The sequence below is a fragment of the Streptomyces sp. NPDC049954 genome, from assembly GCF_040656295.1.
GTDB lineage: Bacteria > Actinomycetota > Actinomycetes > Streptomycetales > Streptomycetaceae > Streptomyces.
Genome location: NZ_JBFALS010000005.1, coordinates 86,166 through 113,129, shown reverse-complemented (window position 1 = coordinate 113,129; position 26,964 = coordinate 86,166). Strand labels below are relative to the sequence as shown.

At 73.0% G+C, this 26,964-nt stretch carries 22 protein-coding genes; 5 read left to right on the top strand and 17 right to left on the bottom strand.

All coding sequences use genetic code 11. The features are described 5' to 3' along the window. The first annotated feature begins 27 nt into the window (after positions 1–27). The gene (locus AB0J21_RS12480; protein ID WP_363145857.1) at positions 28–1,116 is read left to right on the top strand and encodes a LacI family DNA-binding transcriptional regulator; all 1,089 of its coding nucleotides are present in this window, start codon (positions 28–30) and stop codon (positions 1,114–1,116) included. 75 nt (positions 1,117–1,191) lie between these two features. On the opposite strand, the gene AB0J21_RS12475 is transcribed toward AB0J21_RS12480, so the two are convergent. The 15 genes from AB0J21_RS12475 to AB0J21_RS12405 form a co-directional block, all read right to left on the bottom strand. Continuing rightward, the gene (locus AB0J21_RS12475) at positions 1,192–2,001 is read right to left on the bottom strand and encodes an SDR family oxidoreductase (protein WP_363145856.1); all 810 of its coding nucleotides are present in this window, start codon (positions 1,999–2,001) and stop codon (positions 1,192–1,194) included. A 97-nt stretch (positions 2,002–2,098) separates the two neighbouring features. Further along, positions 2,099–3,592, bottom strand: a complete 1,494-nt coding sequence (locus AB0J21_RS12470; RefSeq protein ID WP_363145855.1) for a rhamnulokinase family protein — start codon at positions 3,590–3,592, stop codon at positions 2,099–2,101. 100 nt (positions 3,593–3,692) lie between these two features. After that, on the bottom strand, positions 3,693–5,738 hold the full coding sequence (locus AB0J21_RS12465) for a bifunctional aldolase/short-chain dehydrogenase (RefSeq protein WP_363145854.1): 2,046 nt from the start codon (positions 5,736–5,738) through the stop codon (positions 3,693–3,695). Between the two features lie 110 nt (positions 5,739–5,848). After that, the gene (rhaI, locus tag AB0J21_RS12460; protein ID WP_363145853.1) at positions 5,849–7,027 is read right to left on the bottom strand and encodes an L-rhamnose isomerase; all 1,179 of its coding nucleotides are present in this window, start codon (positions 7,025–7,027) and stop codon (positions 5,849–5,851) included. A 913-nt stretch (positions 7,028–7,940) separates the two neighbouring features. Next, positions 7,941–8,960: a LacI family DNA-binding transcriptional regulator gene (locus AB0J21_RS12455; protein ID WP_363146230.1), complete on the bottom strand. Its 1,020-nt coding sequence runs from the start codon at positions 8,958–8,960 to the stop codon at positions 7,941–7,943. Between the two features lie 62 nt (positions 8,961–9,022). Then, positions 9,023–9,343 (bottom strand): L-rhamnose mutarotase, encoded by a 321-nt coding sequence (locus AB0J21_RS12450; protein ID WP_363145852.1) that lies wholly within the window; start codon positions 9,341–9,343, stop codon positions 9,023–9,025. 254 nt (positions 9,344–9,597) lie between these two features. Then, positions 9,598–10,821 carry a bifunctional glutamate N-acetyltransferase/amino-acid acetyltransferase ArgJ gene (argJ, locus tag AB0J21_RS12445; RefSeq protein ID WP_363145851.1) on the bottom strand — a complete coding sequence of 408 codons (1,224 nt, stop codon included), beginning with the start codon at positions 10,819–10,821 and terminating at the stop codon, positions 9,598–9,600. 172 nt (positions 10,822–10,993) lie between these two features. Next, positions 10,994–11,203: a CsbD family protein gene (locus AB0J21_RS12440; RefSeq protein WP_363145850.1), complete on the bottom strand. Its 210-nt coding sequence runs from the start codon at positions 11,201–11,203 to the stop codon at positions 10,994–10,996. Between the two features lie 86 nt (positions 11,204–11,289). Next, positions 11,290–12,489, bottom strand: a complete 1,200-nt coding sequence (locus AB0J21_RS12435) for a TerD family protein (RefSeq protein WP_363146229.1) — start codon at positions 12,487–12,489, stop codon at positions 11,290–11,292. A 160-nt stretch (positions 12,490–12,649) separates the two neighbouring features. Further along, positions 12,650–13,645, bottom strand: coding sequence for a zinc-dependent alcohol dehydrogenase family protein (locus AB0J21_RS12430; RefSeq protein WP_363145849.1), 996 nt, complete (start codon positions 13,643–13,645; stop codon positions 12,650–12,652). Further along, positions 13,642–14,559: a carbohydrate ABC transporter permease gene (locus AB0J21_RS12425; RefSeq protein ID WP_363145848.1), complete on the bottom strand. Its 918-nt coding sequence runs from the start codon at positions 14,557–14,559 to the stop codon at positions 13,642–13,644. The genes AB0J21_RS12430 and AB0J21_RS12425 overlap by 4 nt, the downstream gene beginning before the upstream one ends. Beyond that, complete coding sequence (locus AB0J21_RS12420; RefSeq protein ID WP_363145847.1) at positions 14,556–15,515, bottom strand: sugar ABC transporter permease; 960 nt, start codon at positions 15,513–15,515, stop codon at positions 14,556–14,558. The genes AB0J21_RS12425 and AB0J21_RS12420 overlap by 4 nt, the downstream gene beginning before the upstream one ends. Beyond that, on the bottom strand, positions 15,512–16,882 hold the full coding sequence (locus AB0J21_RS12415; protein WP_363145846.1) for a sugar ABC transporter substrate-binding protein: 1,371 nt from the start codon (positions 16,880–16,882) through the stop codon (positions 15,512–15,514). Before AB0J21_RS12415 ends, AB0J21_RS12420 begins: the two co-directional genes overlap by 4 nt. 125 nt (positions 16,883–17,007) lie before the next feature. Next, complete coding sequence (locus AB0J21_RS12410) at positions 17,008–17,778, bottom strand: DeoR/GlpR family DNA-binding transcription regulator (RefSeq protein ID WP_363145845.1); 771 nt, start codon at positions 17,776–17,778, stop codon at positions 17,008–17,010. A 360-nt stretch (positions 17,779–18,138) separates the two neighbouring features. Continuing rightward, positions 18,139–19,374, bottom strand: a complete 1,236-nt coding sequence (locus AB0J21_RS12405; RefSeq protein WP_363145844.1) for an MFS transporter — start codon at positions 19,372–19,374, stop codon at positions 18,139–18,141. Between the two features lie 286 nt (positions 19,375–19,660). On the opposite strand from AB0J21_RS12405, the gene AB0J21_RS12400 reads away from it, so the two are divergent. Further along, the gene (locus tag AB0J21_RS12400) at positions 19,661–21,154 is read left to right on the top strand and encodes an NCS2 family permease (protein WP_363145843.1); all 1,494 of its coding nucleotides are present in this window, start codon (positions 19,661–19,663) and stop codon (positions 21,152–21,154) included. 95 nt (positions 21,155–21,249) lie between these two features. Here the strand turns inward: AB0J21_RS12400 and AB0J21_RS12395 are convergent, their stop codons facing one another. Both AB0J21_RS12395 and AB0J21_RS12390 read right to left on the bottom strand, forming a co-directional pair. Then, positions 21,250–22,698 (bottom strand): penicillin-binding protein 2, encoded by a 1,449-nt coding sequence (locus AB0J21_RS12395; protein WP_363145842.1) that lies wholly within the window; start codon positions 22,696–22,698, stop codon positions 21,250–21,252. A gap of 53 nt (positions 22,699–22,751) precedes the next feature. Beyond that, positions 22,752–24,140 carry an MFS transporter gene (locus AB0J21_RS12390; RefSeq protein WP_363145841.1) on the bottom strand — a complete coding sequence of 463 codons (1,389 nt, stop codon included), beginning with the start codon at positions 24,138–24,140 and terminating at the stop codon, positions 22,752–22,754. A 284-nt stretch (positions 24,141–24,424) separates the two neighbouring features. On the opposite strand from AB0J21_RS12390, the gene AB0J21_RS12385 reads away from it, so the two are divergent. The 3 genes from AB0J21_RS12385 to AB0J21_RS12375 all read left to right on the top strand — a co-directional run bounded on the left by AB0J21_RS12385 (position 24,425) and on the right by AB0J21_RS12375 (position 26,852). Then, on the top strand, positions 24,425–25,495 hold the full coding sequence (locus tag AB0J21_RS12385) for a helix-turn-helix domain-containing protein (protein WP_363145840.1): 1,071 nt from the start codon (positions 24,425–24,427) through the stop codon (positions 25,493–25,495). Positions 25,496–25,761: 266 nt separating this feature from the next. Next, positions 25,762–25,989 (top strand): hypothetical protein, encoded by a 228-nt coding sequence (locus tag AB0J21_RS12380; RefSeq protein WP_363145839.1) that lies wholly within the window; start codon positions 25,762–25,764, stop codon positions 25,987–25,989. A 122-nt stretch (positions 25,990–26,111) separates the two neighbouring features. Then, entirely contained in the window at positions 26,112–26,852 is a 741-nt protein-coding gene (locus AB0J21_RS12375; RefSeq protein ID WP_363145838.1) for a DsbA family oxidoreductase, read from the top strand. The last annotated feature ends 112 nt before the right edge of the window (positions 26,853–26,964 follow it).

Sequence of the window (26,964 nt, the reverse complement as noted above, 5' to 3'; positions counted from 1 at the left end):
CGAGGGGTGTGCTCTATCCTTCGGACCATGCGTGAAGACAGCGTTGACGGCGGACAGGACGAGCGGAACGGCGCCCGGGTGACCCTGGCGCAGGTCGCCGCGCAGGCCGGAGTCTCCCTTTCGACAGTTTCGAAAGTGCTCAACGGAAGGCCCGATGTGTCCGCGCCGACCCGGAGCCGGGTCGAGGAGCTGTTGGAGGAGCACGGCTACCGGCGCCCGGCGCCCACCCCGCCCGAGGCCCCGCTCATCGAGATCGTCTTCCACGAACTCGACAGCACGTGGTCGATGGAGCTGATCCGGGGCGTGCAGAACGTCGCCAAGGCGCACGGGATGAGTGTCGTGCTCACCGAGACCGGCACCCGTCACTCACCGGGCGCCGACTGGGTCGAGGGCGTCCTGCGGCGCCGGCCGCTCGGCGTGGTGCTGGTGTTCTCGACGCTTCCGGACGAGCTGAAGAAGAAGCTCTGGTCGCGGGCCATCCCCTTCGTCATCGTCGACCCGGCCGGGGACCCGGAGCCGGACGTCCCCTCGGTCGGTTCCGCGAACTGGTCGGGCGGGCTCTGCGCGACCCGGCACCTCCTCGACCTCGGGCACCGCAGGATCGCCGTCATCACCGGGCCCGAGGACATGCTGTGCTCGCTCGCCCGCCTCGACGGGTTCCGCTCCGCGCTCGGCATGGCGGGCCTCGAAGCAGACCCGGAACTGGTCCGCTTCGGCGACTTCCACGTCAGCTCGGGCCACGAGCACGCCCTGGACCTGCTGCGCCGCGCCGACCGTCCGACCGCCGTCTTCGCGGGCAGCGACCTCCAGGCCCTCGGCGTCCTGGAGGCGGCCCGGGTGCTCGGCCTCCAGGTCCCGCGCGACCTGTCCGTGGTCGGCTACGACGACATCCCGCTCGCCCAGTGGTCCAGTCCCGCCCTCACGACCGTCGACCAGCCGCTGGAGCAGATGGCCGAGGAGGCGGCACGGATGCTGCTGCGGCTGCGCCGCTCCGAACAGGCCGAAGCCCGCATCGAGTTGGGGACGCGACTCGTCGTCCGGGGCAGCACCGCGCCGCCGGCGGGGACGGAGGGGGAGGGGGCCGGAGTCGCGGCGCCGGCCGAGGCGCTCGACTGACCGGCGGGCCGCCCGGGACCCGACCGGCCCCAGGGCCGGCCGGGCAGGCCCCTCACCTGCGGCCGGGCAGGCCCCTCACGTGCGCAGGTACGAGGCCCCGTTGAGGTCGAGAACGGTGCCCGAGGCCCATTCGGCGGCCGGGGAGGACAGCCACAGGACCGCCTCGGCGATCTCCTCGGGCCCCGCCACCCGCCCGAAGGGGCTCTGCGCCCGGATCGCCTCGCCCTGCTCCCCGGACAGCCGGCCCGCGACCCGTTCGGTCGCGAAGAAGCCGGGGGCGACCGAGGCGACCGCGATCCCCTCGGGGGCGAGCGCCACCGCGAGGGACTGGCCCATCGCGTGCACCGCGGCCTTCGTCGCCCCGTACGCCGGATGGTCGGGCTCGCCCCGGAAGGCGCCGCGCGAACCGATGTTGACGATGCGCCCGCCGTGCCCGGAGCGGGCCATGACGGCCGCCGCCCGGTGCGACAGGTACGCCGTGCCGAGCAGGTTCACCGACACGTGCGCCTGCCAGGCCGCGACCCAGTCCTCGTACGAGGTGGACAGCGGCGGATGCGGGGTGTTGACGGCCGCGTTGTTGACCAGCACGTCGATCCCGCCGAGCCCCGAGGCGGCCGCCTCGGCCACGGCCGCCGCGCTCGCGGGGTCCGACAGGTCGCCGCCGGTCAGCACGTGCCCGGTGCCCGGCAGCGCGGCCAGGGTCTCGCGCGCCTGTGCCTCCCTGGACCCGTAGTGCACGGCGACCCGGTCGCCCCGGCCGGCGAAGGCCAGGGCGAGCGCACGCCCCAGCCCCCGGGCCGCCCCGGTCACCAGGACCCGTCGGCCCGAGGCGGGGAAGGGAACGCGGCCACCAGGGCCCGCCGGTCCGGTCGTCGCTTCGGTCACAGGGGCTCCTTCGGTGGTACGGGTGCGGGGCCCGGTCACGCGGGCCGGGCCCCACCACCGTATCCACGGGCCGGGAGGCGGACGGGCCCGGGCACCGTCAGCCCGTCAGCCCGATGCGTGCCGCCGCCGCGTCCCACACGCCCCGGTCGCCGCCCGGCTCGTAGCGCCGCAGGCCCTGCGTGGCGGCGACCAGGGACCGCATCCCGGACCGGTCGTGGACCAGCCCGTGCGCGCGCGCCTGCACGAGGACGTTGCCGAGGGCCGTCGCCTCGGTGGGGCCCGCGACGACCGGCAGGCCCGTCGCGTCGGCCGTCAACTGGCACAGCAGCGTGTTGCGGCTGCCGCCGCCGACCAGGTGCACGGTGCGCACCTCGCGGTCCGCGAGCCGCGCCGCCCGCCGCAGCGTCCGCGCGTGCGCGAGGGCGAGCGCCTCCAGGATCGTGCGCACGGTCGAGCCCTGATCGGCCGGCGGACGCTGACCGGTGCGCACGCAGTACGCGTCGATCCGGGCCGGCAGGTCGCCGGGGGCGAGGAACTCCGGGGCGTCCGGGTCGATCACGGCCGCGAAGGGCTCGGCGCGGGCCGCCGCGTCCAGCAGCGGGCCCAGCTCGGCGGGCAGCCCCCGCGCCCGCCAGCTGCGCTGCGACTCGCTCAGCAGCCACAGCCCCATGATGTTGCGCAGGTAGCGCACCGTCCCGTCGACGCCCAGCTCGTTCGTGAAGTTCGCCGCCCGCGACTCCTCCGTCAGCACCGGCGCGTCGAGTTCGAGACCGGCCAGCGACCACGTACCGCAGGACACGTAGGCGAAGTCCCCTTCCGTCGCGGGCACCGCGACGACCGCCGAGGCCGTGTCGTGCGAGCCGACCGCCGTGACCGGCGTCGCCGTGGGCAGCCCCGTCGCCTCCGCGACCTCCGGCAGCAGCGTCCCGATACGCTCCCCGGGCCGTACGAGCGGGGCGAGCAGAGCGGGGTCCAGGCCGATCTGCCGGACCAGCTCCGTCGACCAGCGGCCCGTGCGCGTGTCGTACAGACCGGTCGTCGAGGCGTTGGTGACCTCCGCGACCCGCGCGCCCGTCAGCCAGTGGGCGAGCAGGTCGGGGATCAGCAGCAGCCCGCGCGCGGCGTCCAGCTGCGGGCTGCCACTGGCCGCCGCGAGCTGGAAGACGGTGTTGAACGGCAGGTGCTGGAGCCCGGTGATCCCGTACAGCCGCTCCGCGCCGATCCGGTCCCGCACCAGCGGGGCGACCTCGTCGGTGCGGCCGTCCCGGTAGTGGAACGGATTGCCGAGCAGCGCGCCGGTGGAGTCCAGCAGCCCGTAGTCCACCGCCCAGCTGTCGATGCCGACCGAGGCGATCTCCCCGCCGCGCGCGGCCTCCCGCAGCCCGTCCCGTACCCCCTGGTAGAGGCTCAGCACGTCCCAGTGCAGCCCGGAGGGCAGCCGTACCGGCGTGTTGGCGAAACGGCCCGCCTCGGTCAGTTCGAGCAGACCGGGCCCCACCCGGCCGACCATGACCCGCCCGCTCGTGGCGCCGAGGTCGGCGGCGGCGAACGCGGCGGGGACGCGGGTGGTGGAGGACGAGCGGGACGGCATGGTGCACCTCGGGGGCGGCGACGGGACGGAGGGGGGGGAAGCGGAGGGAGACAGCAAGCGGGGGCGGGACGTCCCGGACGTCCCGCCCCCACGGGCCGGATCAGCGCAGGAACGCCGCCGCGACGCCCGCGTCCACCGGGATGTGCAGGCCCGTGGTGTGGGTCAGCTCGCCACCGGTCAGCGCGAACACCGCGTTCGCCACGTGCTCGGGCAGCACCTCGCGCTTGAGCAGGGTGCGCTGGGCGTAGAACTCGCCGAGCTTGTTCTCCTCGACGCCGTAGGTCGCCGCGCGCTGCGCGCCCCAGCCGTTCGCGAAGATGCCCGAACCGCGCACCACCCCGTCCGGGTTGACACCGTTGACGCGGATGCCGTGCCCGCCCAGTTCCGCGGCGAGCAGCCGCACCTGGTGCGCCTGGTCGGCCTTGGTCGCCGAGTAGGCCACGTTGTTCGGCCCGGCGAACACCGAGTTCTTCGAGGCGATGTAGACGATGTCGCCGCCCAGGCCCTGCTCGACCATGACGCGGGCCGCCTCCCGGGACACCAGGAAGGAACCGCGCGCCATGATGTCGTGCTGCAGGTCCCAGTCCTTCGCGGTGGTCTCCAGCAGCGGCTTGGAGATCGAGATGCCCGCGTTGTTCACGACCAGGTCGACGCCGCCGAACGCGAGCGCCGCCGCCTTGAACGCCTCGGCGATCTGCTCCTCGCTCGTCACGTCGACGCCCACCGCGACGGCCTTGTCGGGGCCGCCCAGGTCCTTCGCGACCGCCGCCGCGTTCTCGGCGTTCAGGTCGGCGATCACGACGCACGCGCCCTCGGCGGACAGCCGGTGCGCGATGGCCTTGCCGATGCCCGAGCCGCCGCCGGTGACGAGCGCCACCCGGGTCGCGAGCGCCTTCGGCTTCGGCATCCGCTGGAGCTTTGCCTCCTCCAGCGCCCAGTACTCGATGCGGAACTTCTCCGACTCCTCGATCGGCGCGTACGAGGACACGGCCTCCGCGCCGCGCATCACGTTGACGGCGTTGACGTAGAACTCGCCCGCCACCCGCGCCGTCTGCTTGTCCTTGCCGAAGGAGAACATGCCGACCCCCGGCACCAGCACGATCGCCGGGTCCGCGCCGCGCATCGCGGGCGAGTCCTGCTCGGCGTGGCGCGCGTAGTACGCGGCGTACTCGGCGCGGTACTCCTCGTGCAGCTCCTTGAGCCGCGCGACCTGCTCCGCCACCGACGCCGAGGGGGCCAGGTCCAGGACCAGCGGGCGGACCTTGGTGCGCAGGAAGTGGTCCGGGCAGGAGGTGCCCAGCGCGGCCAGCCGCGGGTGCTCGGCACGGGCCAGGAAGTCGAGGACGGCCTCGGAGTCGGTGAAGTGGCCGACCTGCGGCCGGTCCTGGGAGGCGAGCCCCCGGATCACCGGGGCGAGAGCGGCGGCACGCTCGGCGCGCTCCTCGGCGCTCAGCGGACCGTAGCCCTCCAGCAGCGGACCGAAGGGCTCGGCCCGGCCCTTCTCGGCGAGGAAGGTCTCCGCGGTGCGGATGATCCACAGCGCGTTGCGCTCGCACTCCTCGGAGGTGGCGCCCCACGCGGTGATGCCGTGACCGCCCAGGACCACGCCGACCGCCTGCGGGTTGGCCTCCTTGATCGCGGCGATGTCCAGGCCCAGCTGGAAACCGGGACGGCGCCACGGCACCCACGCGACCTTCTCGCCGAAGCACTCGGCGGTCAGCTTCTCGCCGTCCGCCGAACAGGCCAGCGCGATACCGGAGTCGGGGTGCAGGTGGTCGACGTGCGCGGCGTCCACCAGACCGTGCATCGCGGTGTCGATCGAGGGAGCGGCGCCGCCCTTGCCGTGCAGGCAGTAGTCGAAGGCGGCGACCATCTCGTCCTCGCGCTCCACCCCCGGGTACACCTCGGTGAGCGCGCGCAGCCGGTCCAGGCGCAGGACCGCGAGGCCCTGCTCGGTGAGGGTGCCGAGGTCCCCGCCGGAACCCTTGACCCACATCAGCTCGGTGGCCCGGCCGGTGACCGGGTCGGTCTCGACGCCCTTGGCGGAGGCGTTCCCGCCGGCGTAGTTGGTGTTGCGCGGATCGGCGCCGAGCCGGTGGGCCCGGCCGAGCAGCGCGGCGACTTCGGGATGGGTGGCGGAGGCCATGACGTGGTGTCCTTCGTGAAACGGTGCGGGGCGGTGCGATGGGCGCGCGCGGCGGGAGACTCCCTGGACGCGGGCGGGGGTGGCCGACGGTGGATGCGCGGCGGGGAGGCTCAGGCGCCCCAGCCGGCCTGCTCACCGCCGACGCGCTCGGTCTCGATCTTCTGCTGCCAGCCGGAGGCGCGGTAGGCGGCGACCGGGTCGGCGGCCAGTCCCATCTCCTCGCGGACCTCGGCGAGCAGCGGCCGGACGTCCGTGTTGTACGCGTCCATCAGCACGGCGTTCGAGCCGAGCACGTCACCGGCGAGCTGGGCGGCGCGCAGCGCCTCCGCGTCCACGAGCAGCGCCTTGGCGGTGGCCTCCTGGACGTTCATCACCGAGCGGATGACCGCGGGGATCTTCCCCTCGATGTTGTGGCACTGGTCGAGCATGAAGTTGACGTTGGTCTCGGGCTTCATACCGCCGTTCCTGATCACCTCGTGCATGATCCGGAACAGCTGGAAGGGGTCGGCCGCACCCACCATCAGGTCGTCGTCCGCGTAGAAGCGCGAGTTGAAGTCGAAGGCGCCGAGCTTGCCCTCGTGCAGCAGCGTCGCCACGATGAACTCGATGTTGGTGCCCGGGGCGTGGTGCCCGGTGTCCACGACGACCTGCGCCTTCGGGCCCAGCTTGAGGCAGTGCTTGTAGGCGGTGCCCCAGTCCGGCACGTCGGTCATGTAGAAGGCGGGCTCGAAGAACTTGTACTCCAGCAGCAGCCGCTGGTCGTCGCCGAGCCGCCCGTAGATCTCCGACAGCGCCTCGGCCAGGCGCTCCTGACGGGCCACGATGTCGTCCTGGCCGGGGTAGTTGGTGCCGTCCGCGAACCACAGCTTCAGGTCCTTGGAGCCGGTCGCGTCCATGATGTCCACGCACTCCATCAGGTGCGCGACCGCCTTGCGGCGCACCCCGGCCTCCGGGTGCGTGACCGAGCCCAGCTTGAACGCGTCGTCCTGGAAGGTGTTCGAGTTGATCGCGCCCAGGACGAGCCCGCGCTCCTTCGCGTACGCGGACAGGGCCGCGTAGTCCTCGACCTTGTCCCACGGGATGTGCAGCGAGACCACGGGCGCGACGCCGGTGAACGCCTGCACCTGCGCGGCGTCGTCCAGCTTCTCGAAGGGGTCCCGGGGCACCCCGGCCTGCGCGTACACCTTGAAGCGCGTGCCGGAGTTTCCGTAGCCCCAGGAGGGGGTCTCGATGATCTGCGCCTTCAGGGCCTCTTTGACGGCCTGCGGTGCGGGCTGCTGCGACGGCATCTTCCACCTCGACGATTCGCTGTCTGAACCGTTTCAGACTCTAGGAAGTTAGCCAGCGAGGGGGAGGGGTGTCAAGATGTTGTTCTTGTGGCTGATAAGACCTGTCGCATAAGGGGTGTCGCGGAAGGCGGCGGAGTGGTGGCCGCTTCCGGGCGGTGAGTAGAAACGATTCAAAGTGATGGAGTGGTGGGGGAGGGATCAGGGAGGCGGGAGCAGGGGCTTGCGAGCCGCGTTCCGGGGGTGACTGGGGGCCGCGTCGGGTGCCGCTGCGGGGCCCGCTTCGAGGGGGTGGCCGGACGGGCGGGCACAGGGGGCGCGGGCGCCAGGCGTGGCGGATGCGGATGCGGGCGCGAACGCGGGCGGGTGAGCGGTGGCCTCGGATCCGGGCAGTGGCCGGCCGGGCCCGGCCGGGTGCGGCGGGGTGCGCTGAAGAGCGCGTCGCCGGGCGGGCGCGCAGTGCCGACTGCGGGACGTGGGGCCCGGCCGCGAGGGAGCGCGGTCCGCGCCGACGCGACGCGGGGCGGTACGCGGGCAGGGCGCGGGGGAGTGGCGGGCAGGGCTGTGCGGTGTACGGCGGTCGGTGTCGGTCGTGGGTCGGCGGTGCCGGCCACGGACCGGCCGTACTGGTCGCAGGTCGCCTGGTTGCGGTGCCGCGTGCGACGGGGCCGGCCGGGGGCGGGGTGGGGACGGCGGTGTCTCCGGGGCAGTGTCGGTCGTGGGGCGGCGGGCCCGGTGGGGTGGTGTGGGTTCGGTGTCGACTTGACTGGTGCCGGTGCCGGTGCCGGTGCCGGTGCCGGTGCCGGTCTGAGTCCGAGGGCAGGGCTGTGCGGTGTACGGCGGTGGGTGTCGGTCGTGTGGCGGCGGCTCCGGTGGGGCGGGAGGGTTCCCGGTGCCGTCCGGACCGGGACCGGTCTCAGCCCGAGCGCAGGGAGGAGCGGCGGACGACCAGTTCGGGCTGGAGCACCACCTGACGGTGTTCGTGGGTGCCCGGGTCCGCGGCGGCCTCGTCGAGCAGCATCCGTGCCGCGAGCGCGCCCATGTGCACGGCGGGCTGCCGCACCGAGGTCAGCGGGACGGCCGCGGCCGCCGCGAACTCGATGTCGTCGTACCCGACCAGGGCCATGTCCTCCGGCACCCGCACCCCGGCCGCGAACAGCGACTGCAGGACGCCCAGCGCGAGCAGGTCGTTGGCGCAGAACACGGCGGTGGGCCTGCGGGCGAGGCCCAGCAGTCGCGCTCCCGCGTCCCGGCCCGCGCTCACGTCCAGCCGGTCCACCGGGAGTTCCTGGAGCGAGTCGGCCGGCAGCCCCTCCTCGGCGAGCGCCCGCAGGGCTCCCGAACGCCGGTCGCGTACCTGCTGGAGCCCCGGCGGCCCGCTGACGTAGGCGATCGAACGGTGTCCGCCACCCGCGAGGTGCCGTACCGCGAGGGCGGCCCCCGCCACGTCGTCGACCGAGACGGAACAGTCCGTGGCGCCCTGCGCTCCCCGGTCGACCAGCACGAACGGGATGCCGTGCCGACGGAAGGCGTCGATGTTGGCGCGGGTCGAGTCGGCGGGGGAGACCAGGACGCCGTGCACCCGCTGCTCCGCGAACAGCGACAGGTACTCCGCCTCCTCGGCCGGGTCCTGGGCGCTGTTGCAGACCATCACGCCGAGCCCGGCCGCCCGCGCCTCGCGCTCCGCGCCGCTCGCGAGGTCCACGAAGAAGGGGTTGCGCATGTCGAGGACGAGCAGGCCGACGGTCCTGGAGCGCCCCGCCCGCAGCTGCCGGGCGCTCTCGCTGCGGACATAGCCGAGCCGGTCGATCACCGCCTGCACCCGGACCCGGGTGTCCTCGGACACCATGTCGGGACGGTTGAGCACATTGGACACCGTGCCGAGGGACACGCCCGCCTGCCGGGCCACGTCCTTGATACCGACCTTCTGCGCCATGCCGTCCGTCCTGTCCTCCAGTGCCACCTGTGCAGGGTACGCGGCCCACGAGGGGCCCGGTCTCAGGCGAGATGGAAGACCTCCCGCAGCGGGCGCATCGCGGCGTCCGGGGCCTGCCCGTCGAGGGCCTCGAAGAACTCGGACATCTGCGCCTGCCAGCGTGCGTTGACCTCGGTCGCGTCCATCGCCGCGCGGGCCGCCTCGAAGTCCTCGGTCTCCAGATAGCCCACCAGCAGGCCGTCCTCGCGGGCGAACAGCGAGTAGTTCGCCCAGCCCGACTCCGACAGCGCGGCCCGCATCTCGGGCCACACGTCCGCGTGCCGCTCCCGGTACTCGTCGAGCCGGTCGGCCCGCACCTTCAACAGGAAACACACGCGCTGCATGGGACACCTCTCCTCGACGTACTGCGACGTACCGCAGCACGGAACACCGCCGCTCGGAACGGCTGCGACCATGAAACAGGAGAATATGAAATGTTTCAATTCTGTTGTCGGGGCTTTGTGTGTGCTGCGGGGGAAGAGTTGGCCGGACTTGGCGCGGGCGGAGGGGCGGACGTAAATCGATTCACCCCCTCCGTCCCCCTGCCGCGCTCGTACCGCCCCCTGCCTCTCCGGTCCGTACGCCCGCGGCCGGGCGCTCAGCTCGTGTAGGCGCTGTTCACGCGGACGTACTCCGCGGAGAGGTCGCAGCCGTAGACCGTGGCCCGCGCGCCTCCGGTGCCGAGCCCGATGCCGATACGTGTCTCGGGGCCGGTCATCGCCGAGCGCAGCCGCTCCAGCGTCCCGGGGTCCGGTTCGCGCGGGTAGACCTCGACGTCCCCGAAGCGCACCGTGACCCGGTCGGGGTGCACGCCGGTCTCCTCCGGGTTCTTGCCGAGCGCCATCAGGACCCGGCCCCAGTTCGGGTCGGCGCCGTGCACGGCCGTCTTGACCAGCGGCGAGTTCAGGACTCCCTTGGCGACCCTGCGGGCCTGGGCCGGATCGGCCGCGCCCTCCACGGTGACGGTCAGCAGCCTGGTCGCTCCCTCGCCGTCGCTCGCGAGCTGCCGGGTCAGGTCCAGGCACAGGTCCGCGAGTGCGGCGCTGAAGGCCCCGGCGTCCACGGGCCCCGCCGCCCCGCTCGCGAGCACCGCCACGGTGTCCGAGGTCGAGGTGTCCCCGTCGACGCTCAGGCAGTGGAAACTCACGTCAGCCGCCGAGCGCAGAGCCGTGTCGAGCTCCGCCGCCGCCAGGTCCGCGTCGGTGAAGACGTAGGCGAGCATCGTGGCCATGTCCGGCTCCAGCATGCCGACCCCCTTGGCGACGCCCACGAGGCGGGCGGCGCCCACCCGGCGGTAGGCCGTCTTGGGGCGTGTGTCGGTCGTCATCATGGCCCGCGCCACCTCGGCCGGGGAGGCGCCGAAGGGGTCCGCGCCCTCCTGCGCGGCCCGCTCGAAGTGGGCGCGCACCTCCGGCATGGGCAGTGGGCGGCCGATGACTCCTGTCGCGCCGAGCAGCACCTCGCCCGGTTCGACCCCGGCCAGTCCGGCCGCCAGGCGCACCACCTCGGCGGCGTTGGCCTCCCCCGCGGCCCCGGTCGCCACGTTCGCGTTCTGCGCGACGGTGGCCACGGCCCGCAGCGCGCCACCCGCGGCGTGCGCCCGGCTCAGCCGGACCGCGGGCCCGGCGAACAGACTGCGGGTGAACATCGCGGCACTCGCGGCGGGCCGCCGGCACATGACGAGGGAGATGTCCTCGCCGCCTCCCGCGCGCAGCCCGGCGTGCCCGGCGTGCGCGACGAAGCCGAGCGGCCAGCCGTCGTGGGCGTGGGCGGGCTGGACGACGGGGGACTGCCCCGACTCGGGCGGTTGAGTATGTGTCATGTGGAATATGTATGCGGCACTGAAGGGGGAGCGCAAGTGATTTGCGGCGCCCGGGCAGGCTTCCCGTCGGCGCGCGACCACCGTCGGCGCGCGCGACGAAGGGAGGGAAACCGGCCGGTGCCGGTTCCCCTCCCTTCATTCGTGCGGAGTCATTCGTGCGGAGCCGCTGGGGTCAGCGGTTGCCGGGGTCGTCGTCGCGCTTGCGCTTCAGGGAGTCCTTCATGCCCTTGGCGCGGTCGCCCAGCTCGTCGCCGGCGTCCTTGGCGCGCCCCTTGGCCTGGTCGGTCTTGCCCTCGGTCTCCTTGCGCCGGTCGCCGGTGACCTTGCCGACCGCCTCCTTGGCCTTGCCCTTGAGCTTGTCCACGGAGCTTTCGTCGCTCATGGTCTCCTCCTGCGGTGAGGGAGCACGGATACGCCCGACTCTAGGAGGAGCGAGGAGGGATGTCCTGTTGAGCGGCGGCCCACGGTCTACAGCAGCTTCGCCGCCGGCTTGACCATGCCGCGGACGGTGCGGGACTTCACGAACTCGCCCATCGCCGTCATGTCCCACTCGCCGGAGAACTGACGGACCAGCTTGGCCATCATCACGCCGGTCTGCGCCTCGGCGCTGGTGAGGTCGAAGCGGACGAGCTCCTCGTCGGTCGTCGCGTCGACCAGCCGGCAGTACGCCTTCGCGACCTCGGTGAACTTCTGGCCGGTGAACGAGTTCACCGTGAAGACCAGTCCGGTCACCTCCGCCGGGATGCGGCCGAGGTCGACCACGATCACCTCGTCGTCGCCCCCGCCCTCCCCGGTCAGGTTGTCGCCGGAGTGCTTGATCGCGCCGTTCAGGATCGAGAGCTTGCCGAAGTAGCAGCTGTCGACGTGGTCGCGCTGCGGGCCGTACGCGATGACCGAGGCGTCCAGGTCGATGTCCTTGCCCCGGTAGGCGGGCTCCCAGCCCAGGCCCATCTTGACCCGGGCCAGCAGCGGGGCGCCGCCCTTGACCAGGGACACCGTCTGGTTCTTCTGGAGACTGACCCGGCCCTTGTCGAGGTTGATCTTCCCGGCGCCCAGCGGCGGGGCGGCCAAAGGAGCGGGCGGGGCCGGGGGCGCCTGGACCGGCGGGGCCACCGGCGCCTGTGTCGTGGGCACCGTCGGCGTGGGCGCCGGAACCGGGGCCGGGGCCGGGGCGGGTTCCTCGACCGAGACGCCGAAGTCGGTGGCGATACCGGCGAGCCCGTTCGCGTACCCCTGGCCGACCGCGCGGGCCTTCCACGCGCCGCCCCTGCGGTAGATCTCGACGATGACCAGCGCCGTCTCGGCACCGAGCTGCGGCGGGGTGAAGCTCGCGAGAGCCGCGCCGCTCGCCGCGTCCCGCACGGTCGCGGTGGGCTCGATGCCCTGGAAGGACTGGCCCGCCGCGTCGGGGCTCGCGGTCACGACGATCTTCTCGATGTCCGCGGGGACGGCACCGGTGTCCACCGTGATCGCGTCCGGTGCGCTGCCGCCGCCGGAGGCGTAGGCCACCCCGGGCCCCGAGGGCTGGTTGTAGAAGATGAAGTCGTCGTCCGAGCGGACTTTTCCGTCGGCGGTGAGCAGCAGGCCCGAGACGTCGAGCCGCACGGGAGCGGTCACGTCGACCGTCACGCGCGTGGCGCTGAGAGGGATGTTCGAGCCGGGGGTCATTGCGGTCATGCCCCACGTAACGAACGGAGTCACTTTGCCGTTCCCTTACCTACGGAAATTTCGGCCGGGAGAGTGGCGGGGGAGCGGTCCCGTGCCCGCCCGGCCCGCCGCCACCCCGTCCCCCGGCCGCCGCCACCCCCGTCCCCGGGCCGCCACCGCCTCAGCTGCCCGGCGTCACCACGATCTTGCGCCCCGCACCGGCCGCGAAGCGCTCCAGGGCCTGCGGGTAGGAGGCCAGCGGCATGCGGTCGCTGATGAAGACGTCCGGGTCCAGGACGCCCGCCGCGAACAGCTCCGCCGCGCGTTCGTAACTGTGCAGCACCGCCATCGAGCCGGTGATGGTGATCTCCTGGTTGTAGATGCGGTACGGCTCGATCGTGGCCGTCGTCGCGTAGTCGGCCACGCCGAACTGGAGGAAGGTACCGGCCTTCGCGACCCGGCCCAGACCGTCCTGGATGGCCGCCGCGTTGCCGGTCGCGTCCACCACGACGTCCCAGCCCCCGGGGCGGTCCAGCGCGTCCGCGCCGGTGGCGGTCGCCGTGCAGCCCAGCAGCGAAGCCGTCTTCAGCCGCTCCTCGTTGAGGTCCACCACCTCGACCGAGACCGCCCCGGTCCGCTTGGCCAGCTCCAGCATCATCAGGCCCATCGTCCCCGAGCCGTAGATCAGCACCCGCGAACCCAGCCGCGCGTTCAGGACGTCGTAGCCGCGCACCGCGCAGGACAGCGGCTCGACGAGCGCCGCGTCCTCGGTGCGCACGTGCTCCGGGAGCTTCACGCAGTTGGCGACCGGCGCCACCGCGTACTGCGCGGCGCCGCCCGCCGTCGTCACCCCGATCGCCGCCCAGCGCTCGCACAGGTTGTTGTGCCCGGTACGGCAGTAGCGGCACTCGTAGCAGTACAGCGAGGGGTCGACGGCGACCCGGTCGCCCTCGGCCAGTTCGCTCACCCCGGAGCCGAGCGCGACCACCGTGCCGGCGAACTCGTGGCCCGGGACGATCGGCAGGCTCGGCGCGAACTCGCCCTGGAGGATGTGCAGATCGGTGCCGCACAGCCCGCAGGCGGCGACCTCCACGACGACCTGGCGCGGACCGGGCGTGGGATCGGGCACCTCGGTGACGACGGCTTTCCCCACGGACTCGATGACGGCTGCCTTCACTTGACGGCTCCCAACGACAGGCCCTGGACCAGTTTGTCCTGGGCGGCGAACCCCGCGGCGAGCACCGGCAGGGAGATCACGAGGGACGCGGCGCACACCTTCGCCAGGAACAGGCCCTGGCTCGTGATGAAGCCGGTCAGGAACACGGGCGCGGTCTGCGCGACGACGCCGGTCAGCACCCGCGCGAACAGCAGCTCGTTCCAGCTGAAGATGAAACAGATCAGGGAGGTCGCGGCGATCCCCGGCAGCGCGACCGGGGCGACCACCCGGGTCAGTACGGTCGGCAGCCGCGCCCCGTCGATCTGCGCGGCCTCGATCAGGGCGACCGGGACCTCCGCGAGGAAGGACTGCATCATCCACACCGCGATCGGCAGGTTCATCGAGGTGTACAGGAGGACCAGCAGCCAGATGTTGTCGAGCATCCCGGTGTTCTTCGCGAACAGGTAGATCGGCAGCAGCCCCGCGACGACCGGCAGCATCTTCGTGGACAGGAAGAAGAACAGCACGTCCGTCCACTTGCGCACCGGCCGGATCGACAGCGCGTACGCGGCCGGCAGCGCGAGCACCAGCACCAGCAGGGTCGAACCGACCGAGGCCACCACCGAGTTGATCAGGGCGGGCCACGGGCTCGCACCGCCACCGGCGCCGAAGAAGTCCCGGTAGCCGTCCAGCGTCAGGGAGGCCGCGATCGAGGGCGGGTTGGTCGCCGCGTCCGGCTCCGAGTGGAAGGAGGTCAGCACCATCCAGGCGATCGGCAGGAAGAACACGATGCCGGCGAGCCAGGCGACCAGCCCCAGCCAGGAACCGGAGCGGCGCCGCGCTCCCCCCGGACGCCTCGCCCGCGTACGGGACCTCGGTACGTCGTGGGCGGCGGACCCGGCCGCGCGCGCTGCCTGCGGGGTGGCTGTGCTCATGACCGCCCCACCTCCTCACGGAACAGGGACGAGACGACCCGCAGGGCGAAGGTCGCGATGATCAGGGAACCGATGACGACGAGCACGCCGGCCGCCGAGGCCAGCCCGTTCTCGTGCGCCTGGTAGAAGCTCTGGTACACGGTGTACGGCAGGTTCGCGGTGCCCAGGCCCCCCGAGGTGATGGTGAACACCGCGTCGAAGTTCTGCACGATGTAGATGGAGCCGAGCAGCGCGCCCAGCTCCAGGTAGCGGCGCAGGTGCGGCAGCGTCAGGTGGCGGAAGATCTGCCATCCGCCCGCCCCGTCCACCCGGGCCGCCTCGATCTGCTCCGGCGAACGGCTCTGCAGCCCGGCCAGCAGGATGAGCATCATGAACGGCGTCCACTGCCACACGAGGGAGGCCTCGACGGCGAGCAGCGGCGTGTTCGACACCCAGTCCGGCTGCGCGGCGCCGTCCCCGCCCACCCAGTGCAGCACGCCGTTGAACAGGCCGTACTCCGGGTTGTAAAGGACGTGCTTCCACAGCAGCGCGGCGGCCACCGGGACCACCAGGAACGGGGCGATCAGCAGCGTGCGCACGAAGCCGCGTCCCCGGAACCTCCGGTCGAGCAGCAGGGCGAGCAGCAGTCCGAGGACGAGACTCGCGAGGACGACCGTCACGGTCAGCACGATCGTGGTGAGCACCGACTTGCGCAGGTCCGGATCGCTCAGCACGTCACCGTAGTTGCTGAACCAGGCGAAGGTCCTGGCGTCCGGGTAGAGCGCGTTCCAGTCGAACAGGGAGATCACGACCGTGGCCACGAAGGGCAGCTGGGTCACGACGATCATGAAGACGAGCGCGGGCAGGAGCGGGGCCCGGGTGGCCCAGGCCTTCAGCCGTCCGGGCGCCGCGGCCGGGCGCACCGCGGGGGCGGGGCCCGGTGCGGCCGGGGTGGGGGTGCTGGTCGTGGTGCTCATCGTCCCTCGTACTCCTTTGCCACCTCGTCGGCGAGTTTCTGGGACTTGTCGAGCGCCGCGTCCACGGACTGGCGGCCCGCGATCGCGGCGCTGATCTCCTGGGAGACCTTCGTGCCGAGATCGGTGAACTCGGGGATGCCCACGAACTGGATGCCGGGCGCGGGCCTCGGCTGCACGCCCGGGTCGCGGGGTTTCGCGTCCTCGATCGCGGCGCGGGTCACGTCCTGGAAGGCGGCGGCCTCCTCGCGGTACTCGGGCCGCTCGTAGGTCGAGGCGCGTTTGCCGGCCGGGACGTCGGACCAGCCGACCTGTTCGCCGACGAGTTCCTCGTACTCCTTGCTCGCCGCCCAGGAGATGAACCGCCAGCCCTTGTCCGCGTTGCGCGAGGCCTTCTGGAGGCCGAAGGCCCAGGTGTAGAGCCAGCCCGAGCCCTCCGTCTTCTCGACGGGTGCCGGTACGTAGCCGATCTTCCCCTTGACCGGGGACTTCGCCGCCTCCAGCGAACCCGCGCCGGAGGTCGCGTCGTACCACATCGCCGTCTTGCCCTGCGTCAGGTTGTTGAGGCACTCCGCGAAGCCGGACTGGGCGGCGCCCGACTCGCCGTGCTCACGCACCAGGCCGACATAGAACTTGGTGGCCTCCTTGAACTCCGGGGAGTTGAGGCGGGCCGTCCAGTCCTTGTCGAACCAGGTGCCGCCGAAGGTGTTGACGACGGTGGTGAGCGGCGCGGCGAGTTCGCCCCAGCCGGGCAGCCCGCGCAGGCAGATGCCCTTCATGCCGGGGGTCGCGCCGTCCACCTGGGCGGCCAGCTCGGCGACCTGCCGCCACGTGGGACGCGCGGGCATCTTCAGCCCGGCCTTCTCGAACACGTCCTTGCGGTACATGAGCATCGAGGACTCGCCGTAGAAGGGCTCCCCGTAGAGCCTGCCGTCCTCGCCGGTCAGCGACTCCCGCATGGGCGCGAGGATGTCCTTCTGGTCGAAGGCCGTGTCCTTGGCGACGTACCCGTCCAGGTCGTGCAGCCAGCCGTTCTTCGCGTAGATGGGGATCTCGTAGTTGGAGAGGGTCGCGACGTCGTACTGACCGGCCTGGTTGGCGAAGTCCTGGCTGATCTTGTCGCGCACGTCGTTCTCCGGCAGCACGGTGAAGTTCACCTTGATGCCGGTCTCCTTCGTGAAGTGCTTGGCGGTGAGTTTCTGCAACTCCACCATCTGCGGGTTGTTGACCATCAGGACGTTGAGGGAGTCGCCGCCGGAACCGGCCCCGCCCGCGCCCGTCCAGCAGCCGGACAGCAGTGGGACGAGCAGGGTCCCGGCGGCGACCGCGATCAGTGGGGTGCGCGGCCTCTTTCGGCTCCGGTTGCGCATGCGTGCTCCTGGTCGGCTCGGTGAGGGAACGTGCTTCGTACGCCGGTCGGCGGGAGAGGTGCTCCCCGCGACCGGGGTGGGGCGGTGCCTCGTACGCTGGTCCCGCCCGGGGTGCGCCCGCCCGTTCACACGCGCAGCACCTGAGGGCCGAGCAGGGCGTACCGGTGGGCCTCGGCGGCCGGCAGCCGCCGGCCGGTGACGATCGTGTCGAGGGCGGAGACCTCCGCGAACCGGCAGAAGCCGGCCGCGCCGAACTTGCTGTGCACCCCCGCGAAGACGATGCGGCGCGCGGCCCGCACCGCCTGCCGTTTGACCTCGCCGACCGCCGGGTCCGGGGTCGTCAGGCCGTGCTCGCGGGAGATGCCGTTGGCCCCGATGAACGCGAGGTCGAGGACGAAACCGGACAGCATCCGCGTCGTCCAGTGGTCGACCGTGCCGAGGGTGCCCGGACGGACCCGGCCGCCCAGCAGCAGCACCGTCATGTTCGGGTCCGCGGCGAGCGCCCCCGCCGTCGTCAGCGAGGCGGTCACCACGGTCAGCGGCCGGTCGCGCGGCAGGGCCTCGGCGATCAGCTGCGGGGTGAAGCCCTCGTCGACGAAGACCGTCTCCGCGTCCTGGACCAGTTCCGCCGCGGCCCGCGCTATCGCGCGTTTCTCGGGGACGTGCATGGTCGTGCGGAACGCGAGGGTCGTCTCGAAACCCGCGCTCTCCACCGGGTAGGCGCCGCCGTGCGTCCTGCGCACCAGACCGTGGTCCTCCAGGGCCCGCAGATCGCGCCGTACCGTCTCCTTCGCCACGCCCAGCCGTTCGGCGAGCGAGGTCACCTCGACGGAACCCGAACGGCGTGCCGCCCGCACGATCTCCCGCTGCCGTTCCTCCGCGCTGAGCGCCGTCATCCTGTCCCGCCTCCTTCGCGCACCGGGTGGGCCGGCACTGCCCGTTCGGGCCGGTGTGCAGAGTTGTACTGCCCGGGGCGGTGCCCGAACAGGCGTGGAACGGCAGTGATCGTGCCCGCTTTTGTGCGCCGGAGGCACCCGGTGACGGGCCGGGCATCCACCCCGAGTGACCGTCCTGAACTGGTCTTTCACCGATACGGGCGGGAACGGGAGGGGATGCCGGGCCGCCCGTACGCCCGGCCCGCCGTGCCCGCCTCCCGCCCGCCTGCCCCCTCGTGCCCCGTCGTTTCCCTCGCGCCCTCGCGCTCCCGGCTGCCCGAGCGGGCAGCCGGGAGCGCGCGCCGGGCCTCTCCCGGCGCGTCAGGAGCGCCGGGCCTTCCGCTCCCCTCCGCCCGGTCGCCGCCCGCGCCCCGGCCGGACCGGGGCGAGCGCCGCCACGAGCCCGAGCGCCCCGCAGCCCAGGACCTGCGCCCGGGGGTCGAGCACGCTCACCAGACCCGAACCGAGGCCCAGCGCGACCGCGTTGGGGGCGAACACCGCCGTCCCCGCCGTGGCCGTCACCCGGCCCAGCAAGGCATCCGGGGTGTGGCGCTGGACCGCCGTGGTCACCGCGATCAGCGGACACGGCAGCCCCGCCCCGATCACCAGCGCGGAAACCAGCACGACCGCCTGAGAGGGCGCCGCGCGCAGCAGCCCCCCCACCGCGAACAGCGCCGTCCCGGCCGCCGCGAACCCCGCCGTGCCCAGCCGCTCCAGGAGCCTGCCCGCCAGCAGCCCCGCCAGGACGGAACCGGCGCCCTGCACGGCGTGGAGCACCCCCAGCCAGGCCGCCGGCCGGCCCAGGGCCGCCACGATCCCGTACTGGGCCGAGCTGGCCAGGCTCGCCGCCGTCAGCGCCGCAGCGCCCGTCAGGACCAGCGGGCGCAGCACCGGGTGGCGCCACAGGTACCGCAGCCCCTGGGCCGTACCGCCCCGCGCGGCGGCCCCCGCCGCCTGTCGCGGCACCTCGGGCGCGCGGGCGTACAGCAGGCCCGCGCACGCGAAGGTCGCCGCGTCCAGCAGCGCCACCCACCGGCCGCCGCACACCGTGTACAGGCCCGCCCCGGCCAGCGGGGCGAGCAGCTTCATGCCCTCGTTCGCCGTCATCCGCAGCCCGTTGAACGTGCCCAGCAGCTCCGCGCCGACCGCGCCCGCGACCAGCGCGCCCTGCGCCGCGTCCTCCAGGACCCCGCTCACCCCGTACACCAGCAGGACACCGAGGAGCAGCCACACGCCCGCCGCGTCGTCCACGAGCACCAGCACCGGGAGCAGCGTCGCCGTCCCCAGGTTCACCGCGACCAGGAGCCTTCTGCGGGGCAGCCGGTCGGCGAGTGCCCCGAGCAGCGGCCCGGCCAGGGTCGGGGCCCACACCGCGAAGGTGCACAGCGCGGCCAGACTGTCGGAACCCGTCAGGTCCCTCACCCACACCCCGGCCGTCAGCCACATCGCGGAACTGCCGAAACCGGAGACCACCACGGCGGTCAGGAACAGGCGGGCGGGACGGTCGCGCAGCACCGTCAGCACAGTGACCGGGCGTCCCGGCGTCGGAGTCGTCACGCCCCGGATGCTGCGGCTAAGGCCCCCGCCCCCGGATCGGCCGACTGCCTGAGACACCCCCCTGATTTCCCGCTCCCTCCCCAGCCGTGCACGCCGGGCGGGCGGTGCCCGGGAGTTCCCCGCACTCGTAACACGCCGTAAACCCGCGCGCACCGCGCTCCGGTCACAATCAGCCAGCCCGGCCGCGCCCGCCCGGTGGACGGCGGCCGCGTCCCCGCACATCCGCACGTCCGCATGTCCCGCACGAACCCGTACGTCCCGACGTCACCGTGAGGAGCGCGCCACCATGTCCGACACCGTGCCGGCCGCGAACAAGCAGCCGGAGCCCGCAGGACCGACAGGTCCCGCAGGGGAAGACCCGCAGAAGAGGCCGGGCGCCGCGGACGCCGTCGACCGGTTCTTCCGGATCACCGCGCGCGGCTCCGGCTACGGCCGTGAGATACGCGGCGGCCTCGCCACCTTCTTCACCATGGCGTACATCCTGGTGCTCAACCCGATCATCCTCGGCGGTGTCGAGGACAAGTACGGGCACCGGCTCGACAGCGTCCAGCTCGTGACCGCGACCGCGCTGGTCGCCGCCGTCATGACGGTGGTCATGGGGGTCGGCGGGAACCTGCCGCTCGCGCTCGCCGCGGGCCTCGGCATCAACGCCGTCGTCGCCTACCAGCTCGCGCCCCGGATGAGCTGGCCCGACGCGATGGGCCTCATCGTCGTCGAGGGCGTCCTGATCTGTCTGCTCGTCGTCACCGGCCTGCGCGAGGCCGTCATGAACGCGATCCCGCAGCCGCTCAAGCAGGCCATCAGCGTCGGCATCGGACTGTTCATCGCCTTCATCGGCTTCGTCGACGCCGGGTTCGCGACCCGCATCCCCGGCGAGAGCGGCTCCACGCCCGTGCAGCTCGGGTCCGTCGGCCACCTCACGGGCTGGCCGGTGCTCGTGTTCTGCCTCGGCGTGCTCCTGACGATCGCCCTGCTGGTGCGCAAGGTGCGCGGCGCCATCCTCATCAGCATCGTCGCGATGACCGTCCTCGCCGTCGTCATCAACGAGATCGCCGACATCAAGCCGGCCGCCTGGGGCCTGACGGTGCCCAAGGTGCCCGAGGACGTCGTCGCGGCGCCCGACTTCGGACTGCTGGGCCACTTCAGCCTGTTCGGCGCCTTCGGGGAACTGAGCGCCGTCACCGTCGTCCTGCTGATCTTCACGCTGCTGCTGAGCGACTTCTTCGACACCATGGGCACCGTCGTGGGCGTCTCCCACGAGGCCGGGCTGCTCGACGAGGACGGAAAGGTCCCCGGCCTCGGCCGGGTGCTGCTCATCGACGGGCTCGCCGCCGCCGCGGGCGGAGCGGCCTCCGCCTCCTCCAGCACCTCCTACATCGAGTCGGCCGCCGGGGTCGGCGAGGGCGCCCGCACCGGCTTCGCGAACCTCGTCACCGGGGCCCTGTTCGCGCTCGCGCTGTTCCTCAGCCCGCTCGCCACCGTCGTGCCCGCACAGGCCGCCGCGCCCGCCCTCGTCGCGGTCGGCTTCCTGCTCATGGCACAGGTGCGGCACATCGACTGGGAGCGCTGGGAGATCGCCGTCCCGGCCTTCCTCACGATCGTCGTGATGCCGTTCACCTACTCGATCACCAACGGGATCGGCGCCGGGTTCCTGGCCTACGTGGTCCTCAAGGCCGTGCTCGGCAAGGCCCGCGAGACCCACTGGCTGCTGTGGACGGCGAGCGCCCTGTTCCTCGTGTACTTCGCGATCGACCCCGTGCAGCAGGTCCTCGGCGTGTGAGGGCACCCGGTGCCGGGAGGACGACGGCCGCGGGGCGGCCCGTCCTCCCGGCACCGGCTCAGGGGCGGTCGAGCCGTGCGGTCCGCTCCCGCGGTTCAGCCCTTGAGGGCGGCCTGCATCATCGCCTTCGCGACCGGTCCGGCCAGCCCGTTCCCGCTGACCTCGGCGCGCGCCGCGTCCGAGTCCTCGACCATCACGGCCACCGCGACGCTCCTGCCGTCCGCGCCCTTCGCGTACGAGGTGAACCAGGCGTACGGCGTCTTGCTGTTGTTCTCGCCGTGCTGCGCGGTGCCCGTCTTGGCGCCCACCGTCGCCCCCGGGATCTGCGCGTTGGTGCCCGTGCCGTCCTTGACCACCGTCTCCATCGCGGACTGGAGCTGCCGCGCGTGGTCCGCGCTGACCACCCGCCGCTTCCCCGGATCGCCGTGCTCCTCCAGGACGTTCCCGTCGCCGTCCGTGGTCTGCGCGACCATGTACGGGTCGACCAGCTCACCGTCGTTGGACAGAGCCGCCGAGACCATCGCCATCTGCAGCGGCGTCGCCGTCACGTCGAACTGCCCGATCCCGGACAGCGCGGTCTGCGCGTCGTCCATCTTCTTCGGGTAGACGCTCGCGTACGCCCGTACCGGGATGTCCTGGTCGTCGGTGTTGAAGCCGAACTTCTCGGCCATCGCGCGCACCTTGTCCTGGCCGAGGTCCACCGCCATCTTCGCGAAGACCGTGTTGCACGAGTACTGCAGGGCGACCCGGATCGAGGCGTTCTCGCACGGCGCGGTGGAGGACTCGTTGCCCAGGCTCTTCGTGGACAGCGGCAGCGGATACGGGTCCGGGCTCTTCGTGTGCTGGTCCACCGACGCGTAGAGCCCGTCCTCCAGGGCGGCGGCGGCCACCACGAGCTTGAAGGTCGAGCCGGGCGGCAGCGGCTGGCGCAGCGCCCGGTTGACCGTCGGCTTGTCCGGGTCCTTGTCGAGCTTCGTCCAGGCCGCGCCGTCCTCGCTGCCGCTGATCGTCGAGGGGTCGTACGAGGGGGTCGAGACCATGCCGAGCACCTTGCCGGTCTCCGGGTCCAGCGCGAGGGCCGCGCCCTTCTTGCCGCCCAGCGCCTCGTACCCGGCCTTCTGCACGGCCGGGTCCAGCGTGGTCACGACGTCGCCCGGAGTGGCCGGTGAGCGCGTCAGCACGTCCTGCGCCGACTTCAGCCGCGAGTCGGTCCCGTCCAGCAGGTCCTTGTAGACGCCTTCGAGATAGGTCTGTCCGTACACCTGCGAGTTGAAGCCGGTGACCGGCGCCCACAGCGCCCCGTCCTTGGAGGACCGCTGGTACCGCAGGTCCCCGCCGGTCACCTTCTTCGAGCCGGTGACGGCCTCACCTCCCGCGATGATGTCGCCGAGGGGCCTGGAGTAGCGCTCCATGGTCGTACGGCGGTTGTCGTCGTTGTCCGCGAGTGCCTTGGCGTCGTAGAACTGCACCCAGGTCGCCCGCGCGAGCAGCGCGAGGACCAGGAGCAGTGCGAAGACGGAGGCACGCCTGATCGTCCTGTTCATTCCACTTTGTAGACGGCCGGGCCGGCGCCCCGGGTTCCGGCCCGGCCCGATTCTCAGCCGGCTCTCATGTCGCGCTCCGCCGTCCCGCTCTCCTGCCGGGCCGGCCCCGCCTGCGGACGCCCGCCCCGCATCCGGCTCGTCGCCACGGCGGCCAGCGCCATCACCGCCGCGCTCAGCACCAGGCTCGTGCGCAGGCCCGCCGTGAAGCCGCCCGCCGCGAGCGAGCCGAACACGGCGGCGCCGAGGCCGCCCGCGTTCTGCCGGGCCGCGTTCAGGACCCCGGCCGCCGTGCCCGCCCGCTCGGCCGGAACCGCCTCCATGACCGCCACCGTCAGCGCCGGCACACTCAGCGCGCAGCCCAGCGCGAGCGGGATCAGGGCGAAGGCGAGCAGGAGGGAAGGGGTGTCCGGGCCCGTCGTCAGCAGCAGGAGCGCGCCCGCCGCCGCGAGGCACTGCCCGGCGAGCATCGGCGGCTTCGGCCCCAGGCGCGCCGTGAGCCGGCCCGCGACCAGGTTGGTGACCGCGATCAACGAGGTCATCGGGAGGAACAGCAGGCCCGCCCCGAGCGCCGAGCGGCCCTGCTCCTGCTGGAAGAACAGGCTGTAGACGAACACCAGCCCGAAGAAGGCCACGCTCGCCGCGCAGCCACCCGCCAGGGCGATCGCCACCGTCCGCTCGCGCAGCAGACCCAGCGGCACCACCGGGTGCGCCGCCCGCCGCTCGGCCCGCGGGAACACGGCCGCCGCGCCCACCGCGACCATGAGCGCCACCCAGCGCACCGGCCCGTGCTCGATCACCGCGACCGTGAGCCCCACGAGCACCAGCACCGCCGTGACCTGCCCGGACACGTCCAGCGGGATACGCCTGCGCTCCTGTGCGGCCTGCGCGGGACGGCGCGAGAGCAGCACGAGGGCGGCGACACCGAACGGGAGGTTCGCGAAGAAGACGCCCTGCCAGCCCCAGGCCGTCGTCAGCGCGCCACCGGCCACCGGGGCGAAGGCCACCGCGACCGAACCGCCCGCCGCCCACACCGCCACCGCCCGTGCCCTGGCCGCCGGCCGCTCGTACGCGAGGCGCACCAGGGACAGCGAGGCGGGCAGCACGACGGCCGCCGCCGCTCCCTGCGCCACCCGGGCCGCGATCAGCCAGCCCAGCTGCGGGGCCAGCGCGCAGCCCACCGAGGCCACCAGGAAGGCCGCGAGCCCCAGCCCGTACGCCCGGGCCGCGCCGATCCGGTCCGACAGCGCGCCGGTGGACAGCATCAGCCCCGCGAAGGCCAACGTGTACGCGTCCACCACCCACTGGAGCCCCGAGACGCCACCGCCGAGCTGCGCGCCCAGCGAGGGCAGGCCCACGGTGACCGCCGAGGCGTCGAAGGTCGTGAGGGCGAAACCGAGCAGGGCCGCCGCCAGGGTCAGCGCGGGACGGGCGACGGGCGCCACCCGGGAACCCCGTGGGGCAGCGGCGGCTGGGGGAGCCGCGGGTGTCCCGGGCGCGGCAGGTGTCACGGGTGGCGCGGGAACGGGGCGGGTGGCCGTTTCCCCGGGTCCCCCGGCCCTTCCGGATGCGGGGGCGCCGGGTCTCTTGGCCCTCCCGGGCGCGGGTGCGGGTTCGGCAGCGGCTTCGGTGGACGCCTCAGGCGTCGTGCATGTCATGACCGCAAGACTGCCGAGCCGATCCGCCGTACAGTAGTGGCCTGAACGCCACACCTCCGGAGGTTCTGGCCATGTCGCAGTCCGGACCGCGCCGCGTCGCCGTCGTCGCCCCCTCACCCGTCTCGCTGTTCAACGTGGCCGTCCCCGAACTGATCCTCGGCAAGGCCACGGTGGACGGCCGGCCGGGCTACGAGGTGACCGTGTGCGCCGCCGAGCCCGGCGCGGTCCCCACGACCGGCGGGCTCGAACTCCGGGTCGCGCGGGGACTGGACGCGATCGACGAGGCCGACACCGTGCTCGTCGCGGGCACCGGGCACCGCTTCGAACCCGAACCCGCCACGGTCGAGGCGGTCCGGCGCGCCGCCGCCGAGGGCAAACGCGTCACCTCGATCTGCTCGGGCGCCTTCGTCCTCGCCGAGGCCGGGCTGCTCGACGGGCACCGCGCCACGACCTACTGGGAACTCGCCGACGAACTGCGCTCCCGCTACCCCTCGGTGGACCTCGCCGGAGACGTCCTGTTCGTCGAGTCCGGTCAGATCATGACGGCCTCCGGCTACGCGGCCGGGATCGACCTGTGCCTGCACATCGTGCGCGGCGACCACGGTGCCGCCGTCGCCAACGACGTGGCCCGCCGCGCCCTGGTCGCCCCCGTACGGCCCGGCGGCCAGACGCAGTTCACCCACACCCCGCTGCCCCGCGAACGCGGCACCGCCTGCGCCGACACCCGGGGCTGGGCCATGCGCCGCCTCGACCAGCCGCTCACCCTCACCGACCTCGCCCGGCACGCGGGCGTCAGCGTCCGCACCCTCACCCGCCGCTTCCACGCCGAGTCCGGGCTCAGCCCGCTCCAGTGGCTCCTGCACCAGCGCGTCGAACGGGCCAGGGAACTCCTGGAGACCAGCGTGATGCCCATGGACCAGGTCGCCCGCGCGTGCGGCCTCGGCAGCGCCGACTCGCTGCGCAAGCACATCCTGCGCCGCACCGGGCTCCCCCCGAGCGCCTACCGGGCCGCCTTCACCCGGCTGTCAGGCGTAGTCGTCGAGCCCGCCCCCGTGCTCGTCGACCCACCAGGCGACCCGGCAGTCCAGACACGTGTAGCGCCAGCGCAGCCCGTCCGGGGAGACCGGATGGCCCGCGTGTGACGGCGCGGGAGCCTTCGTCTTGGTGAGGATCACATGGGTGTCCGCGCACTTGACGCAGCGCACCGGGAACTGCCGGCCCCGGGGGCTGTACGCCTCGGACCACCCCTGTCGGCTCATGTCGGCAATTCTGCCAGCCGGTTGCCGCGACCTCGTCCGCTCGGCCCGACGCCGACGTCCGCGCGCGCTGCGGGCCCGTACGGCGTGTGGTGCAGTGGAGGGAGGCGGAAGGCAGGCAAGCGTGCGGGGCGTGGACGAAAGGGAGCGGAATGGAACACCACATGCGCGCGCAGTACCCGGCCGGCGCGGCCCCGGGCGATCCGCACGTACCCGTCGAGCAGTGGCACATGGTGCGCGGCGCGGAGGACACCACCGCGATGTGCGGCAGACGCCTGGACGCCGCCGCCGCGACCCAGTCCGCCGACGCGTGGGGCACCCCGGCGGCCGAACCGTTCTGCAAGAGCTGCGGGGCGCTCTACCTGCGGGAAGTGCCCTGAGGCGGCGCCCGCCGCGCCCGGGAATGGCGACCGCTCCGCACGCGTTGTGACCGGTAGCGGAGGGACCCTCCGCGTGCACGGGTGTCCGCCCGTGACCGTACGAGCTGGAGAGAGCGACACCCATGCGTGTGGAGATCTGGACGGACATCGCCTGTCCCTGGTGCTACGTGGGCAAGGCCCGGTTCGAGAGGGCGCTCGACGCCTTCGCGCACCGTGAGCAGATCGAGGTGGTGCACCGCTCCTTCGAGCTGGACCCGGACTTCCCGAAGGGCGAGACCGTCGAGGTCCTGCCCATGCTCGCCAAGAAGTACGGCATGTCGGTCGAGCAGGCCAGGTCCGCCGAGGGCAACCTCAAGGAGAACGCCGCCGGTGAGGGCCTGGAGTACCGCGCCGAGGGCCGCGACAGCGGCAACACCTTCGACATGCACCGGCTGCTGCACCTCGCCAGGGAACGCGGCCGGCAGGACGAGCTGATCTCCCTGCTGTACCGCGCGAACTTCGCCGAGGAGCGCTCCGCCTTCGAGGGCACCGAACGCCTCGTCGAGATCGCGACGGCCGCCGGACTGGACACCGAGGAGGCCCGCTCGGTGCTCGCCGACCCCGAGCGCTACGCGCGGGACGTACGCGAGGACGAGCGCGAGGCAGCCGAACTCGGCGCGAACGGCGTCCCGTTCTTCGTCCTGGACCGCAAGTACGGGGTCTCCGGCGCCCAGCCCGTCGAGGTCTTCACGCAGGCCCTCGAACAGGCGTGGGGCAGCCGCTCCCCGCTGACCGTCGTCACCCCCGCCGCCGGCTCCGAGGCCGAGGTGTGCGGCCCCGACGGCTGCGCGGTCCCCGGCGCGGGCGAGCAGAACCGGCCGTAGTAGGCCGAACCCGCGCGGACCGGCGGCCTGTGCCCCGGTCCGTGCGGCAGTACCCCCCCCGGCGGAGCCCAGGGCTCTTTCGCTGTCCCGGCCCCGGGCAGGTGCCGTACGT